Source organism: Phenylobacterium sp. J367 (assembly GCF_024699985.1).
GTDB lineage: Bacteria > Pseudomonadota > Alphaproteobacteria > Caulobacterales > Caulobacteraceae > Phenylobacterium.
This window is the reverse complement of sequence record NZ_JAJONA010000001.1, coordinates 1,408,670-1,422,748: the sequence shown is the minus strand read 5'-3', so window position 1 is coordinate 1,422,748 and position 14,079 is coordinate 1,408,670. Positions and strand designations below refer to the sequence as shown.

General features: G+C 69.8%; 19 protein-coding genes and 1 pseudogene. 9 read left to right on the top strand and 11 right to left on the bottom strand.

The genetic code is table 11. The features are described 5' to 3' along the window. Positions 1–27 precede the first annotated feature (27 nt). The 3 genes and pseudogenes from sucD to LRS04_RS07725 all read right to left on the bottom strand — a co-directional run bounded on the left by sucD (position 28) and on the right by LRS04_RS07725 (position 2,788). Positions 28–906, bottom strand: a complete 879-nt coding sequence (gene sucD, locus LRS04_RS07735; protein WP_257815866.1) for a succinate--CoA ligase subunit alpha — start codon at positions 904–906, stop codon at positions 28–30. Between the two features lie 2 nt (positions 907–908). Next, a pseudogene (gene sucC / locus LRS04_RS07730) lies at positions 909–2,105 on the bottom strand (ADP-forming succinate--CoA ligase subunit beta); the annotation flags it as partial. A 134-nt stretch (positions 2,106–2,239) separates the two neighbouring features. Beyond that, complete coding sequence (locus LRS04_RS07725) at positions 2,240–2,788, bottom strand: DUF2306 domain-containing protein (RefSeq protein ID WP_257815865.1); 549 nt, start codon at positions 2,786–2,788, stop codon at positions 2,240–2,242. A gap of 98 nt (positions 2,789–2,886) precedes the next feature. Here LRS04_RS07725 and LRS04_RS07720 point away from each other — a divergent pair, with 98 nt between their 5' ends. Further along, a complete protein-coding gene (locus LRS04_RS07720; protein ID WP_257815864.1) occupies positions 2,887–3,690 on the top strand; it encodes a LytTR family DNA-binding domain-containing protein in 804 nt (267 codons plus the stop codon). On the opposite strand, the gene LRS04_RS07715 is transcribed toward LRS04_RS07720, so the two are convergent. Further along, entirely contained in the window at positions 3,687–4,226 is a 540-nt protein-coding gene (locus tag LRS04_RS07715; protein WP_257815863.1) for a GNAT family N-acetyltransferase, read from the bottom strand. The two genes, LRS04_RS07720 and LRS04_RS07715, sit on opposite strands and share 4 nt — an antisense overlap. Positions 4,227–4,572: 346 nt before the next feature. Between LRS04_RS07715 and LRS04_RS07710 the strand changes: the two genes are divergently transcribed. Beyond that, a complete protein-coding gene (locus tag LRS04_RS07710; protein ID WP_257815862.1) occupies positions 4,573–4,959 on the top strand; it encodes a hypothetical protein in 387 nt (128 codons plus the stop codon). A 49-nt stretch (positions 4,960–5,008) separates the two neighbouring features. Next, on the top strand, positions 5,009–5,605 hold the full coding sequence (locus tag LRS04_RS07705; protein ID WP_257815861.1) for a hypothetical protein: 597 nt from the start codon (positions 5,009–5,011) through the stop codon (positions 5,603–5,605). 261 nt (positions 5,606–5,866) lie between these two features. On the opposite strand, the gene LRS04_RS07700 is transcribed toward LRS04_RS07705, so the two are convergent. Continuing rightward, the gene (locus LRS04_RS07700) at positions 5,867–5,989 is read right to left on the bottom strand and encodes a hypothetical protein (RefSeq protein WP_257815860.1); all 123 of its coding nucleotides are present in this window, start codon (positions 5,987–5,989) and stop codon (positions 5,867–5,869) included. A gap of 116 nt (positions 5,990–6,105) precedes the next feature. On the opposite strand from LRS04_RS07700, the gene LRS04_RS07695 reads away from it, so the two are divergent. Further along, positions 6,106–6,414, top strand: a complete 309-nt coding sequence (locus tag LRS04_RS07695) for a lysozyme inhibitor LprI family protein (RefSeq protein ID WP_257815859.1) — start codon at positions 6,106–6,108, stop codon at positions 6,412–6,414. Positions 6,415–6,420: 6 nt separating this feature from the next. On the opposite strand, the gene LRS04_RS07690 is transcribed toward LRS04_RS07695, so the two are convergent. After that, entirely contained in the window at positions 6,421–7,407 is a 987-nt protein-coding gene (locus LRS04_RS07690) for a malate dehydrogenase (protein WP_257815858.1), read from the bottom strand. A 100-nt stretch (positions 7,408–7,507) separates the two neighbouring features. Here LRS04_RS07690 and LRS04_RS07685 point away from each other — a divergent pair, with 100 nt between their 5' ends. Then, positions 7,508–7,927 (top strand): HIT domain-containing protein, encoded by a 420-nt coding sequence (locus tag LRS04_RS07685; RefSeq protein WP_257815857.1) that lies wholly within the window; start codon positions 7,508–7,510, stop codon positions 7,925–7,927. 127 nt (positions 7,928–8,054) lie between these two features. On the opposite strand, the gene LRS04_RS07680 is transcribed toward LRS04_RS07685, so the two are convergent. Beyond that, positions 8,055–8,558: a hypothetical protein gene (locus LRS04_RS07680; RefSeq protein WP_257815856.1), complete on the bottom strand. Its 504-nt coding sequence runs from the start codon at positions 8,556–8,558 to the stop codon at positions 8,055–8,057. An 8-nt stretch (positions 8,559–8,566) separates the two neighbouring features. Next, the gene (locus tag LRS04_RS07675) at positions 8,567–9,427 is read right to left on the bottom strand and encodes a CoA ester lyase (protein ID WP_257815855.1); all 861 of its coding nucleotides are present in this window, start codon (positions 9,425–9,427) and stop codon (positions 8,567–8,569) included. 55 nt (positions 9,428–9,482) lie between these two features. On the opposite strand from LRS04_RS07675, the gene LRS04_RS07670 reads away from it, so the two are divergent. Continuing rightward, positions 9,483–9,869 carry a DUF2237 family protein gene (locus LRS04_RS07670; protein WP_257815854.1) on the top strand — a complete coding sequence of 129 codons (387 nt, stop codon included), beginning with the start codon at positions 9,483–9,485 and terminating at the stop codon, positions 9,867–9,869. Further along, positions 9,869–10,561: a DUF6624 domain-containing protein gene (locus tag LRS04_RS07665; RefSeq protein ID WP_257815853.1), complete on the top strand. Its 693-nt coding sequence runs from the start codon at positions 9,869–9,871 to the stop codon at positions 10,559–10,561. The genes LRS04_RS07670 and LRS04_RS07665 overlap by 1 nt, the downstream gene beginning before the upstream one ends. A 1-nt stretch (position 10,562) precedes the next feature. Here the strand turns inward: LRS04_RS07665 and thpR are convergent, their stop codons facing one another. Beyond that, positions 10,563–11,099 (bottom strand): RNA 2',3'-cyclic phosphodiesterase, encoded by a 537-nt coding sequence (thpR, locus tag LRS04_RS07660; protein ID WP_257819016.1) that lies wholly within the window; start codon positions 11,097–11,099, stop codon positions 10,563–10,565. Positions 11,100–11,286: 187 nt separating this feature from the next. Here thpR and LRS04_RS07655 point away from each other — a divergent pair, with 187 nt between their 5' ends. Then, entirely contained in the window at positions 11,287–12,039 is a 753-nt protein-coding gene (locus LRS04_RS07655) for a Bax inhibitor-1/YccA family protein (protein WP_257815852.1), read from the top strand. An 82-nt stretch (positions 12,040–12,121) separates the two neighbouring features. After that, positions 12,122–12,622 carry a GNAT family N-acetyltransferase gene (locus LRS04_RS07650; protein ID WP_257815851.1) on the top strand — a complete coding sequence of 167 codons (501 nt, stop codon included), beginning with the start codon at positions 12,122–12,124 and terminating at the stop codon, positions 12,620–12,622. Here the strand turns inward: LRS04_RS07650 and LRS04_RS07645 are convergent. Next, positions 12,606–12,941 carry a DUF2794 domain-containing protein gene (locus tag LRS04_RS07645; RefSeq protein ID WP_257815850.1) on the bottom strand — a complete coding sequence of 112 codons (336 nt, stop codon included), beginning with the start codon at positions 12,939–12,941 and terminating at the stop codon, positions 12,606–12,608. The two genes, LRS04_RS07650 and LRS04_RS07645, sit on opposite strands and share 17 nt — an antisense overlap. 313 nt (positions 12,942–13,254) lie before the next feature. Next, the gene (locus LRS04_RS07640) at positions 13,255–13,953 is read right to left on the bottom strand and encodes a thioredoxin family protein (protein WP_257815849.1); all 699 of its coding nucleotides are present in this window, start codon (positions 13,951–13,953) and stop codon (positions 13,255–13,257) included. Positions 13,954–14,079: the final 126 nt, after the last annotated feature.

The following is a 14,079-nucleotide window of genomic DNA, read 5'->3' as shown; positions in this document are numbered from 1 at the left end:
ACCGCCCATACGCTTAAATCTAGGTACTCAGGCGCCCTTCAGCACCTCGAGCAGGGTCTCGCCAAGCTTCGCCGGAGACGGCGACACGCGGATGCCCGCGGCCTCCATCGCGGCGATCTTGTCCTCGGCCCCGCCCTTGCCGCCGGAGATGATCGCGCCCGCGTGGCCCATGCGGCGGCCCGGAGGCGCCGTACGACCCGCGATGAAGCCGACCATAGGCTTCTTGATTGCTGAATTCTTGATGAACTCGGCGGCGTCTTCTTCCGCAGACCCGCCGATCTCGCCGATCATGATGATCGACTCGGTCTCCGGGTCCTTCAGGAACATGTCGAGCATGTCGATGAACTCGGTGCCCTTGACCGGGTCGCCGCCGATGCCGACGGCGGTCGTCTGGCCGAGGCCCACCTGGCTCGTCTGGAACACGGCTTCGTAGGTAAGCGTGCCGGACCGCGACACAACACCCACCGAGCCCTTCTTGAAGATATTGCCCGGCATGATGCCGATTTTGCACTCACCCGGGGTGAGCACGCCCGGGCAATTGGGGCCGATCAGCCTGGATTTCGAGCCGGAGAGCGCGCGCTTCACCTTGACCATGTCGATCACCGGGATGCCCTCGGTGATGCAGATGATCAGCGGCACTTCCGCGTCGATGGCTTCCAGGATCGAGTCCGCCGCGAACGGCGGCGGGACGTAGATCACGCTGGCGTCGGCGCCGGTCTGCTTGACCGCCTCGCCGACCGTGTCGAACACGGGCAGGCCGATGTGCGTCTGGCCGCCTTTGCCGGGGGTCACGCCGCCGACCATCTTGGTGCCGTAGGCGATGGCCTGCTCGGTGTGGAAGGTGCCCTGGGCGCCGGTGATGCCCTGGCAGATGACGCGGGTGTCCTTACCGATAAGGATCGACATTTACGCAGCCCCCGAACGGCCTGGACGATCTTCTCGGCGCCGTCCGAGAGGTCGTTGGCGGCGATCACGTTCAGGCCGCTCTCATTGATGATCTTCTTGCCCAGCTCGACGTTGGTGCCTTCCAGGCGCACGACGAGCGGCACCTTCAGGCCCACTTCCTTCACCGCAGCGACCACGCCTTCCGCGATGATGTCGCAGCGCATGATGCCGCCGAAGATGTTCACCAGGATGCCCTTCACGTTCGGGTCCGCTGTGATGATCTTGAAGGCCGCCGTGACCTTTTCCTTCGAGGCGCCGCCGCCCACGTCCAGGAAGTTGGCCGGCTCGGCGCCGTAGAGCTTGATGATGTCCATGGTCGCCATGGCCAGGCCCGCGCCGTTGACCATGCAGCCGATCTCGCCGTCGAGGGCGATGTAGGAGAGGTCGTACTTGGAGGCCTCGATCTCCTTCGGGTCCTCCTCGCTCTCGTCGCGCAGCGCCACCACGTCCTTGTGGCGGAAGAGGGCGTTGGAATCGAAGCTCACCTTGGCGTCGAGGACGCGGAGCTGGTCGTCGGCGGTGACGATCAGCGGGTTGATCTCCAGCATGCTCATGTCCTTGGCCAGGAAGGCCGTATAGAGCTGCGAGAGGAGCTTCGAGGCCTGCTTGGAGAGGTCGCCCTTCAGGCCGAGCGCCGCGGCCAGCATCAGGCCGTGGTGCGGCCACACGCCGGTGACCGGGTCGATGGAGAAGGTGACGATCTTCTCAGGGGTGGCGTGGGCCACCTCCTCGATGTCCATGCCGCCTTCGGTGGAGGCCACGACCGAGACCCAGCTCGTCTCGCGGTCGACCAGCAGCGACAGGTAGAATTCCTTGGCGATCGCGGCGCCTTCCTCGATGTAGAGGCGGTTCACCTGCTTGCCGGCCGGGCCCGTCTGGTGGGTCACCAGCACGCGGCCGAGCATCTCCTCGGCGTTGGCGCGGACCTCGTCCACCGACTTCACCACCCGGACGCCGCCCTTTGCGTCGGGGCCCAGGCCCTCGAACTTGCCCTTGCCGCGCCCGCCGGCGTGGATCTGGGACTTCACGACGAAGACGGGGCCGCCGAGTTGTTCAGCCGCCTTGACCGCCTCGTCGACGGTGAAGGCCGGGAAGCCGCGCGGAACCGCGACGCCGAACTCGGAGAGGACGGCTTTGGCTTGGTGTTCGTGGATGTTCATGAGGCCGTGGCGCTGGAAATCGCCTCGCCCGGGGCGGCGAGTGGGCGCGGTTATAGGCCCCCCTGACGATGACAACCGCGTGAGCGTGTCAAAATCGGCTGAAAACCCAAGGTGCTTCCCTAGAGGGAGCAGGCTCAGCCGAAGAACAGCGTCCAGAGCGTCCGCCCCGGGATCAGGGCCACGAAGAGGTTGATGGCGAAGCCCCCGTAGAACAGGCCCATCATGGTGCGCCGGTGCCTCGCGACGTTGTGACGCTTCGCCCAGATCACGGCCAGCGGCAGCATCAGGAACACCCAGCCCGTGAACAGGTGAAGGATCGACCAGCGGCCATGGTTCAGGCTGGTGATGAACAGGGTCGCGCCTGCCGTCACCGCGACCAGGGAGACCCAGACCCAGCCGGCGACCCGGTGGAACCTGCGCCCCTTGCGGACCGCCATCAGCAGGCCGCCGAGGACAAGGGCGGCCAGCGCCGCCAGCAGGTGAATCTTGATCGCCGGCGACAGGCTGGCGAACAGCGCCATGTCCGGCGCGTGCGGCCGGGCGGCCAGCGCCATGCGGGCGATGTCGTCCCAGGCGCCGCGCTGCGAGATGATGACGATCGCCGCCGCCGCGGTCATCGCGACCAGGAAGTAGCTGCGGAACCCCAGCGGCGCGCGGGCCGGAATTTGCGATCGAACCGACATCCTTTATCTCCGGTCAGGTGAACGCCGCGGGCCTTCGCGGCGTCGTCGGACGGATGACTGGGGGCGGACGGTTCGATGGGCGAGCGGGGATACGTCGGATGACGCAGGTCCTACGCGAACGGCCAGGGGCCGCCGTTGACGCTTCGTGGACGAAGACCCGCATCATCGGCCTGCTGCGCGGCACGCTCGTCCCCGCGCTGATCGTCGGAAGCTTCATGAGCTTTCTCTCGGCCTTCGAGACCTCAGGGACGCCGTTCGTCATCCGCTCGATCCTGATGATCAGCTTCGCCTGGATCGCCTCCCTGATGGGCGCAGCAGCCTTCATGTTCGTGGAACAGGCGGCCTGGGTGCGGCGCGCCTGGTGGCGGGTGGCGCTCGCCAGCGCCATCCTGATGTTCGCCCCGATGGGGCTCGTGGTGTGGAGCGGCGTCAACCTGGTGGCCCCTCCGCAGGGCGACCCGCCGGTCTCCAGCATCCCCGGCTACATCGGCACCTCGCTCGTGACGTCGCTGTTCTTCTGCTTCCTGGTGGCCTGGATCCGGCGGACCTCGATCCGCGAGGGCGAGGCCGCAACCGCCGCTCCGCCCCCGCCGAAGTTCCTGGAGCGCCTGCCGCTCAGGTTGCGCGGCGCGGACGTCTGGGCGGTCGAGGCCGAGGACCACTACCTGCGGATCCATTCGTCGAAGGGGCAGGACCTGATCCTGATGCGGCTGGCCGACGCCGTCGCCGAGCTGGACGGCGTCGAGGGCATGCAGGTGCATCGCTCCTGGTGGGTCGCGCGCGACGCCATCGCCGACGCGAAGCGCGGCGACGGCCGGGCCACGCTCACGCTGAAGGACGGCGCCCAGGTCCCGGTCAGCCGCACCTATGCCGGCGAACTGCGCGAGAAGGGCTGGATCTAGCGCTTCCGCGCCTTCCACTGGGCCCGGGACTGCCCCCAGACATCCACCGGCAGGTTGATCGGCGCCGGCAAAACCGCCTGCCGCAGGATGGTCGAGCCCAGCCGCTCGGCGACCTTCGAGGAGTTCACGTTGGGGCTCTCGATGGTGTGGATCACCTCGTCCCAGCCGAGCACGTCGAACGCCCAGTCGATAGCCGCGGCCGCGCCCTCCGTCGCATATCCCTTGCCCCAGCAGTCGCGGACCAGGCCCCAGCCGACCTCCGTGCCCGGCCAGCCCTCCGGCTGCCAGGGCCCCAGGCGGCCGATCCAGCGGCCGGTCGACTTCTCGATCACCGAGAACATGGAGAAGCCGCGCACCGTCCAGGCCCCGGTCATCACGCAGATCTGCCGCCAGGCGAGCGGCCGGGGCTGGGCGCCGCCTAGGAAGGCCTGGGCCTCGGCGTCGGCCAGGAAGGCCGTCCAGGGTTCGAAGTCCTCCGGCTCGGGCGTGCGCAGAATGAGGCGATCTGTCTCAAGAACGGGTGCTGGCGGACGCACGTATTTGGCCTCATTGTGGCGGTGGGAGAGAGGTCGGGGCTAGGGGCTTATCACAGCTGCGGGCGTGGCTGTGTGGTCTGACGCCTCGATTTTCGAGGGGCCGATGTTCGCAAGGACCAGCCCCTATGGCGCAAGACCCGCCTGACGATCCGAAGATTCCGGACCTGGTGACACCATCCTCCGGCGGTGGCCGACCCATGCTGTTCCTGGGCGTGGTCGGCGCCTGCGCGCTGGGCGTCGGCGCCGGCCTCTGGGCCCGGCCGCACGAGGACGAGCGCCGGGCCGTCCCGGTCGCCGCGAAGGCGGTCGCCGAGCGCCGAAGCCGGCGCGGATCCTGGAGGTCGTCGTGCAGGACGCGCCGACCGCCCCGATCGGCGCGCCCATAGAGGTGCTGCCGGCCATGGCGGGCCGCCCGCCCGCGATCGCCGTGCCTGTCGATCCCGCCCCACCCGTCTTCGCGCCGACCCGTCCGCCCTCCGGCCTGGTCCGCGTCCAGGCCGTGACGCCGATCGAGGTCGAACCGGAACCGGCGCTGGCGCCGAAGCCGGCGGTCAAATCCGAGCCTAAGCGGCTCGCGGGTGCGACGGTCGAGAAGAAGGCCGAGGTGAAGCCCCCCGAAAGCCAAGGCCGAGCGGAAGGTCGCCGAGGCCGCGCCGGAGAAGACCAGGGTCCGCAAGGCGAAGGACGAGCCCAAGGCGGCGAAGGTCGCCAAGGCGGAGCCGAAGAAGGCTGACGCCGCCGAGGCGAAGAAGGGCCGCAAGCTCACCACGACGCTCGCCAAGGTGACGCCGAAGAAGGTGAAACAGGCGGCGTCCGCCTCCAAGGCCAAGATCGCCGACACCCGCAAGGCCCGCGCCGAGAAGAAGAAGACCAAGACCGAGCTGGCGAAGCTGGAGCCGGTCAAGGCGAAGAAGGCCGACAAGACGTCCGCGAAGAACACCAAGGCCGAGCGGGACAGGGTCGAGAAGGCGAGGGTCGAGAAGGCGAAGGCCGAGAAGGCAAGGGTCGAGAAGGCGAAGGTCGAGACGGCCGCGGCGCGCAAGCCCGAGCGGGCCAAGTCCGCGCCGAAGCCGACGCTGCCCAAGCCGACCCGCGACAATCCGATCCGCAAGGCGTCGAACCGCTGCGTCTCCTCGGACGCCGGCGCGGCCCTGGTCTGCGCTGACCCTTCGCTGGCCGCCGCCGACCGCCAGCTCGCCCGCGCCTATCGCCAGGCCGAGGCGGCCGGGGCCTCGACCGCCACTTTGGCGCGCCAGCAGGCCCGCTGGCTGGAGGCCCGCGCCCAGGCGGCCCGCGAGGCGCCCTGGGCGGTCCGCGACGTCTATGAGGCCCGCATCGCGGAGCTGAACGACATGACGCGGGACGCGCGCGCTTACTGAGCCATTGCAACGGTCAAGGGGGCGAACGGGTTAGGTCCGGCGCGAGGGACGCGCCGGAGATCGAAGACCCATGCCCGCCGACCCGACCCCCAGAGACCCGATCGCCCACTCCTGGACCGGCGGTGCGTACAACGGCTTCGCGTCGGAGCCGCCGGCCCGGCCGCCGCCGCCGCCCCGCGCCGCGAACCGCCGCAACCTCGTGCTGGGCGGGCTGGCCGGCGCCGTCGCCCTGGGCCTGGTGGCCGGCGTGCTGTTCCGCCCTCAGCTCGTTGAGGACCGCGCGCCGGCGCCGATGAAGGCCGCGACGGCCGAGGCCCTCACGCCGCCGATGCCGGTGGAGGTCGCGAAGCCCGAGCCGCTGCCTGCGCCGAAGTCCGCCGGCAAGCTGGAGGTCCTGCCCCCCGAACTCGCCCGCGCCGCGCCCCGGCCGGCGGCGCCCGCGCCCGCCGCGACAGCCCGAACTGGCCGTCGCGCCCTCCGCGCCGGAGGCCGCCGCCCCGGTGGTCGCCCGCGTCGCCGAGCCGCCGCCGATCCCGGCCCGTGCCAGGCCGAGCTTCGACTGCCGCAATGCCGGCACCCGCGCGGAACGGATGATCTGCGGCGACGACGAGCTGGCGCGCCTAGACCGGCGACTCGACCGCGCGTTCGACCGCGCCGTCTCCTCCGGCATCCCCTATCGCGAGCTGAGGGCCGAACAGGACGACTGGCTGCAGATCCGCGAGGACGCCGCGCGCCGGTCTTCCGGCGCCGTGGCCAGCGTCTATTCCCAGCGGATCCGCGAGCTCAACGACCTGGCGGAAGGGTATTAGGGTGCGTTAGCCCAGCATGTCCTTCACGGTGTCGCGCTCGCCGATCAATTCGTCGTTGGTGATCGCGATCTTCGACTTGGCGAAGTCGTCCATCTCGTAGGACGTCACGACTTCATAGGCGCCCGGCGCCGTGGTCTTCACCGGCATCCCGGCCCAGACGCCTTCGGCGAAGCCATAGCGGCCTTCCGAGTTCACCGCGACCGAGTGGATCCTGCCGACGGTGGTCAGGTCGCGCACGTGGTCGATCAGGGCGTTGGCCGCCGAGGCCGCCGAGGACTGGCCGCGGGCCTCGATGATCGCCGCGCCGCGCTTGCCGACGGTCGGCAGGTAATCGGTCTCCAGCCAGGCGCGGTCGGTGATCACGTCGGTGACCGCCTTGCCGCCGATCTTGGCGTGGGTGAAGTCGGCGAACATCGTCGGGCTGTGGTTGCCGTAGATGAACAGCTCGCTGACGTCGTTGATCGACACACCGGCCTTCTTGGCGAGCTGGGCCCGGCCGCGGTTCTCGTCCAGGCGCACCATGGCGGTGAAGCGGTCGGCGGTCAGGCGCTTGGCCTGGCTGGCGGCGATCATGCAGTTGGTGTTGCAGGGGTTGCCCACCACGGCGATGCGGGCGTCGTCGGCGGCCACCTCGTCGATCGCCCGGCCCTGGGCGATGAAGATCTTGCCATTGTCCTTCAGCAGGTCGGCGCGCTCCATGCCCGGACCGCGCGGCTTGGAGCCCACCAGCAGGTTCCAGCTTGCATCCTTGAAGGCGACCTTCGGGTCGTCGGTCAGCACCATGTCCTGCAGCAGCGGGAAGGCGCAGTCCTCGAGCTCCATGGCGACGCCCTTCAGCGCCTTCTGCGGCCCCTCGGCCGGGATCTCCAGCAGCTGCAGGATGACCGGCTGGTCCTTGCCCAGCATCTCGCCCGAGGCGATGCGGAAGAGCAGCGCGTAGCCGATGTTGCCGGCCGCGCCGGTCACCGCGACGCGGATGGGGGACTTCGCCATGGATCACTCTCCGGAAATTGGGGACGGCCGCTCTAGCCGGGTCGCGGGCTGGGTAGCCAATTGACGGCCATGCTGCAATGCCGCAGACGCCGAAGCCGCCATGACCATGCTCGATCCCGCCTTCGCCGCCACCTCCGAGGCCCTGGGCGACCTCGAGCTCTGCCACGCGCGGTTGCAGCGCGACGCCCGGTACGCCTGGATCGTGCTGATCCCCCGCGTCGACGACGCGGTGGAGCTGGAGGATCTCTCGCCGCGCCAGCGCGGGACGCTGCTTGAGGAGGTCCTGCGCGCCGGCGCGGCGGTGCGGGCGGTGGGCGAGGCGCTTGGCCGCCCGGTGGAAAAGCTGAATGTCGGCCAGCTCGGCAATGTGACGCGACAACTGCATGTGCATGTGGTCGGGCGGCGCGCGGACGATCCCGCATGGCCCGGGCCGGTGTGGGGCCAAGGCGCGGCCGAGCTTTTCGATGAGACGTCGCTGGCGACCGCGATGGCGGTCGCGAAGGGCGCGCTCGGCCTCTAGGGCTGGGGGAGGGGCCTTCCGCAGGCTCACCTGCCGACCGTCGGAGAGCCGGCCGGACCACTGGCCGCCATAGCCGCCGCTGAACGTGCCCGTCACATCCCCGAAGCGCAGGATGAGCTGGCCGCCGTCAAGGCGGATCTCGTCCACGAACCCGGAGCCGCCCAGGGCGCCCGGCCGGCGCAGGTCCCGCCAGGCCCTCCGGCGGGGCGCTCGTCTTGTCGGAGAGCTCGAACTCATAGAGCCCGGTCCCGTCGGCCGCCGCGAGCGTCCATCGCCCGTCCAGCGGCCCCTGGAAGGATTGGGCGGAGGCGAAGGACGCCCGGATCCGGGACTCGTAGGCGAGGTCGCGCACGGTCGGCGGGGCGTCGGGGTTCTTGCCAGTCTCGTCCACGAACACTGGCCCGGCGAGTTGCGGCCGGGGCGGCGCGTAAGGCTGCGGCCCCGGAGGCAGCGCGATCTGAGGTTCGGGCTCTGGTGCGGCCGGCGGCTCGGCGGCGGTGTCCGGCTCCTCGGGATCCGCCTGGGTCGGCGGCGCCGAGCGGTCGAGCAGCGCCCCGATCGGGTCCTGGGCGCGCGCCGCGGCCGGAGCAGCCAGGGCGGCGGTCAGCAGGACGGCGACGGTCAGCCTCATGTCTACCTCTACGCGGCCTCATGGGCGGCGATGGCGTCGGCGATGCCGATCAGACGCTGCGCCTGAACGAGATGCAACCGCTCCACCATCTTGCCCTCGACCTTGATAACGCCCTTGCCGGCGTTTTGTGGCTCGTCGAACGCCGCCGCGATCGTGCGGGCCCAGGCGACCTCGCCGGGATCCGGGCTGAAGGCGGCGTTGGCGGCCTCCAGATGGGTCGGGTGGATCAGGCTCTTGCCGTCGAAGCCGAGGTCCGCCCCCTGGCGGCACTCGCGCGCCAGGCCGTCGAGGTCGGTGATGGCGTTCCAGACCCCATCGAGGATCGAAAGACCATAGGCGCGGGCGGCCATGACGCTGGCGGCCAGGGACGGCAGGAGCGGCGCCCGGTCGGGGCCCGGCCGGCAGCGCATCTCCTTCACGAGGTCGTTGGCGCCGATCACCCACACGTCGCAGCCGCAGACCCGGCTGGCCTCGGCGATCTGCGGGAGACGGAACATGGCCGAGCAGGTCTCGATCATCGCCCAGAGCCGGACGTCGCCGGTGACCAGCTTGGCGTAGTGCGAGAGGTCGTCGGCCTTGGCGACCTTGGGCACGAGGATGCCGTCCGGCCCGGCCTCAGCGGCGGCCTTCAGATCGGCGGCGCCCCAGGGGGTGTCGAGGCCATTGACCCGGATCACCACCTCGCGGCCTCCGAATCCGCCGGCCCGGACAGCGTCCACCGCCAGGCCGCGGGCTTCGTCCTTGGCGTCCGGACCCACCGAGTCCTCGAGGTCGAGGATCACCACGTCGGCGGCCAGGCTGCGTGCCTTGTCGATGGCCCGCGGGTTGGATGCGGGCATATAGAGGGCGCTGCGGCGCGGCCGGACCATCTGAGGGCTCCTTGTCGCTTGGCGGACCCCCTGTCTTAGCGGCTAAACTGACGCCATGACCACACGCCGGCACGATCCCGACGCCCGCAACGTCCTCGGCGGCAAGCTCGCGCCCTGTTCGACCCAGCCGGTCACCGGCTTCTTCCGCAACGGCTGCTGCGAGACCGACCACAACGACTTCGGCATGCACACCGTCTGCGCGGTGATGACGGCGGAGTTCCTGGCCTATTCGCGCTCGGTCGGGAACGATCTCTCCACGCCCGTGCCCGAAGCCATGTTCCCGGGCCTCAGGCCCGGCGACCGCTGGTGCCTCTGCGCACCCCGCTGGAAGGAGGCGCTCGACGCCGGCGCCGCGCCCCAGGTGGTGCTGGAGGCGACCCACGAGGAGACCCTGGCCATCGTGCCGCTCGGCATCCTCAAGGACCACGCGGTCCAGGCCTGATGCGGCTGCTGATCCCGCTCGCCGCTGCGGCGATCGCGACCGCCGCCCTCGCGCAGCCGGCGAAGCCGCCCTTTCCGACCCGCCCGCTCTCGGCGGAGGGCCAGGCCCTCGCCGGCGCCTGGCGATCACGGATGGACGCCGTGCGCGCCGAGCTCGCCGCCCTCCCGCCGCCGGCGTCCCTGACCGAAGAGCTCGCCCGGCGGAACCGTCTGCAGCGCGAAGGCCGGCTGGCGCTTTCCCGGATCCTTGCGTCGCCTCCACAAGAGCGGGGCTGGATCCTGGCCGTCGTCTGGAACGAGCTGGCGCTCATCGACGCGGACAACACAGAGGCATTGCGGCGAGTCTTGCCGGCCAAGGGCTGGTTCAGCGACCCCGCGCTCTCCCATGAGGCCTGGGACATCGCCCAGCACACCAACGACTGGGACTTCCAGAAGGAGGTCCTGGCGAGGGTCGAGCCGCTGGCGGGGACTCCGATCATCGAGGGCGGAGCCTATGCGAAGCTCTATGACCGCGTCGCCGAGCGAGACGGCCGCCGGCAGCGCTACGCCACTCAGGCTTCCTGCGCCGCGGGAGTGCGGTCCATCCAGAACGTGGAAGACTCCGACCGCGTCGACGCCCTCCGTGCGCAGGTCGGGCACCGCGAAACTCTGGCCGAGACCAGGATGCGGCTCAAGGTCGGCGAGCCCTGCTAGCTCACCCCAGCGGGTACTCCGCCTCCAGCCGGTAGGCCGAGCCCTCCTTGGTCTGGTGGCTGGAGTAGAGGCTGAAGCGGTCGACCCAGATCGGCGGGCTCTTCAGCAGGTTGTTGGCCTGGATCCAGCCGGCGACCTCATCCGGGTTCGGCCGGCGGGTGTAGGCCAGGGTCACGTGAGGCCGGTAGTGGCGCCCTTCCGGCTTCAGGCCGGCGCGGCGGGCGGCGGTCTCGCACGTCCGGGCGAGGTGGCGGAGCTCCGGGCTCTCCTGGACGCCCGCCCAGATCGCATGGATGTCCGCGCCCTCGCCGAACGCGCCGACGCCCTCCAGCACGATGGGAAACGGTCGTCCGCCGACCGCCGAAAGCTCGGTGTCGAGGTCGCGGGCCACGTCCTCCCTGAGGTCGCCGAAGAAGCGCAGGGTCACGTGGAGGGCTTCGACCGGCCGCCAGCGGGCGTTCTCCACGCCCTTCTGGCGCACCAGGAGCGCCCCGCCGATATCCTCGGGAATGGCGATCGCGGCAAAGAGACGGATCATGCGCCACCAGTAGCGCGCCGCCGAGCCGAAGACCAAGCGCCGGCCTGGGGACCATTCAGGACGCGAACAATCAAACTTGTCCGATTTCGCGAGCCCCGGAATCCGGAAGCCCTTGCTTACAGCGCAAGCGACCCCGATATTTCGGGCTGCGTCCAATCCGGACGACTAGACAAGGGCCTTGCCTCAAATGAGCGACTTCAACCGCGGCTACGCGCGCACGATCCCCGCCGATCGCGCCGACATGTCGGTGGACGCGGGTCTGCGCAGCTTCATGCTCGGCGTCTACAACAAGGTGGCGCTGGGCCTGCTGGTCTCCGCCGCCCTCGCGTTCCTGACCGGCCAGTACGCGCCCGTGCGCGACCTGATGTACACGGTCACGCCGGATGGCCGCCTCGCCGGGATGACCGTCCTGGGCATGATCGTGGCGTTCGCGCCGCTGGGCGTCATCCTGTTCGGCATGTTCGCGATGAAGAACGCCTCGCCCCGCAGCTCGGGCATCCTGTACTGGACCATCGTTGCGCTGATCGGCGCGGGCCTGGGCGTGCTGACGCTGGTCTACACCGGCGCCTCGATCTTCTCGACCTTCCTGATCACGGCGGCCGCCTTCGGCGGGCTCAGCCTGTTCGGCTACACCACCAAGAAGGACCTGACCGGCTTCGGCAGCTTCCTGCTGGTGGGCCTGATTGGCCTGATCATCGCCTCGGTGGTGAACATCTTCCTGCAAAACTCGATGATGAGCTTCCTCATCAGCGTGCTGGGCGTGTTCATCTTCGCGGGCCTGATCGCCTACGACACCCAGCGCCTGAAAATGTCCTACTACGAGATGGGCGGCGACCAGGCGGCCATGGGCGTGGCCACGAACTACGGCGCGCTCAGCCTTTACATCAACTTCATCAATCTCTTCCAATTCCTGCTCTCGATCTTCGGCGACCGCCGCTAGGCGCCGAGAGCCTCGAAAGATTGGACCCCGGCGGGCGACCGCCGGGGTTTTTCTTTGGCGATCACCGCCCTAGCCTGCCGCCATGGTCGAGCTTGTCACACACAGATTGAGGCTGCGCCGGGCGCAGCCGGAGGATCTCGACGCGCTGTTCGGGGTGCTGAGCCACCCCGAGGCCATGCGCTACTGGTCGACCCCGCCGCACGCTGACCGCGAGCAGACCCGCGCCTGGCTCGACGACATGATCACCGCCACGGACGAGGACTTCGTCGTCGAGTTCGAAGGCCGGGTGATCGGCAAGGCCGGCGTCTATCGCCTGCCGGAGGTGGGCTACATCCTGCACCCGGACGCCTGGGGGAAGGGCCTGGCCTTCGAGGCGCTGTCCGCGGTGATTCCCCACGTGTTCGCCGCCCGCGACATCGACGCGCTGACGGCCGACGTCGATCCGCGCAACACCGGCTCGATCCGGTTGCTGGAGAAGCTGGGGTTTGTGGAGACCGGAAGGGCGTCCGGGACCTGGCAGATCGGCGACGAACTCTGCGACAGCGTCTACCTGGCGCTGGCCAGGCCTAGTCGACGACCTTGAAGCGGCCCTTGTCGAAGAAGCGCAGCACCTGCTCCAGGTCGTGGCCGCGGCGCAGGATCATGCCGCCCTCGCCGATGATCGCCCAGGCGCCCTGCTTGCGGGCCAGGGCGGGGCGCTTCTCGACGCGGTAGAGGGGCTGTTCGGAGGCGCGGCGGAAGACCGAGAAGACGGCGGACTCGGCCAGCCCGTCGATGGCGTAGTCGCGCCACTCGCCGGCGGCCACCATGCGTCCGTAGAGCCTGAGCAGGCGCTCCAGTTCGCGCCGCTCGAAGAACACCCGCCCCTGGCGGGGCTCCGCATAGGACGGATCGAATGCCATTGGCGCCGAGCCTAGACTGAATCTTTCCGGATTGGCGAGCGTCCGGAGCGTGCGGCGGGTTCCCGCACCCCGCGCGCGCCGGCTCCGGGCCCACGCCGTGAAATGACCTTATTTCGGACGCCTCGCCGACAAGGCCCGCCGGTTTTATGGATGTGTCGGTTGGACAGAGACGCCGGTCCCGGATCCTGAACAGCCCCCCCAGCCCCCCTGGATTGGGGTCCTGCCCAACCGACACACTACTTTCACTGATCCCCCGAGCAGCCCGCGTGGACCTCTCCAGCCACGCGGGCTTTCTCGTATCTGGCGACCTGGCCTATTCGTCCTTCGGCTGGGCGACAGCCAGGATGCGCCCGCCCTTGGCCGCCTGGACGATGATGGCGGTGGCGAGCCCGGCCTCGTCGGGCGCCGGCAGGCGATAGGCCGTCGGCCGCCCGCGCCACGCGCCCACGCGCTCGATCTCACGCACGACGTTCCGATGCACGATGGACTGGCCGCGGTTGTCGCCGCTCTTGACCGCCACCTCCTGCTCGCGCGGGTCGTAGCGGACGAGCCAGACCTCGGCCCCGCCGCGCGGCACCCGGCCCGAGCCGACATCGACGCGCCGGTCGCTCATGAACTGGATGTCCGGCGGATCCTTCGGCGTCCGCGCGGCGTCGCGGACGAGCTGGTCGACCTTGGCCGCCTGCCGGCCGGCGACCTGGTTGCGGCCGTCCACCACCACCTGAGGCGTATAGGGCTCGCGCAGCTTCAGCCGGGTCACATAGGCCTTCTGCCGCTCGGCGAAGGCCGGTTCGGCGAAGGTGTCCTCCCAGCCGAGATAGTCCCAGTAATCCACGGGATAGGTGAGCACGAGCACGCCAGGGCGTTCGGCCAGCCTGGCGGCGTGCGCATTGGCCTCGCCGCAGGACCCGCAGCCCTGGGCGGTGAACAGCTCGACCACGACCGGCGGCCGGGCGGCCGCGGCGACGGGCAGGAGCGTGAGCAGAAGGCTAAGCGCCGCGGCGGTCCGCATTGCGTCCGACTTAAGGGGTGTGTCGGCGGCTGTAAATTACAACTAGGCGTGACCACCCGGCCGAGGCGCCCGCGCCAACGAGAAGGGCCCCGGACGCGGACGTCCGGGGCCCTACAGGTTCGCCGT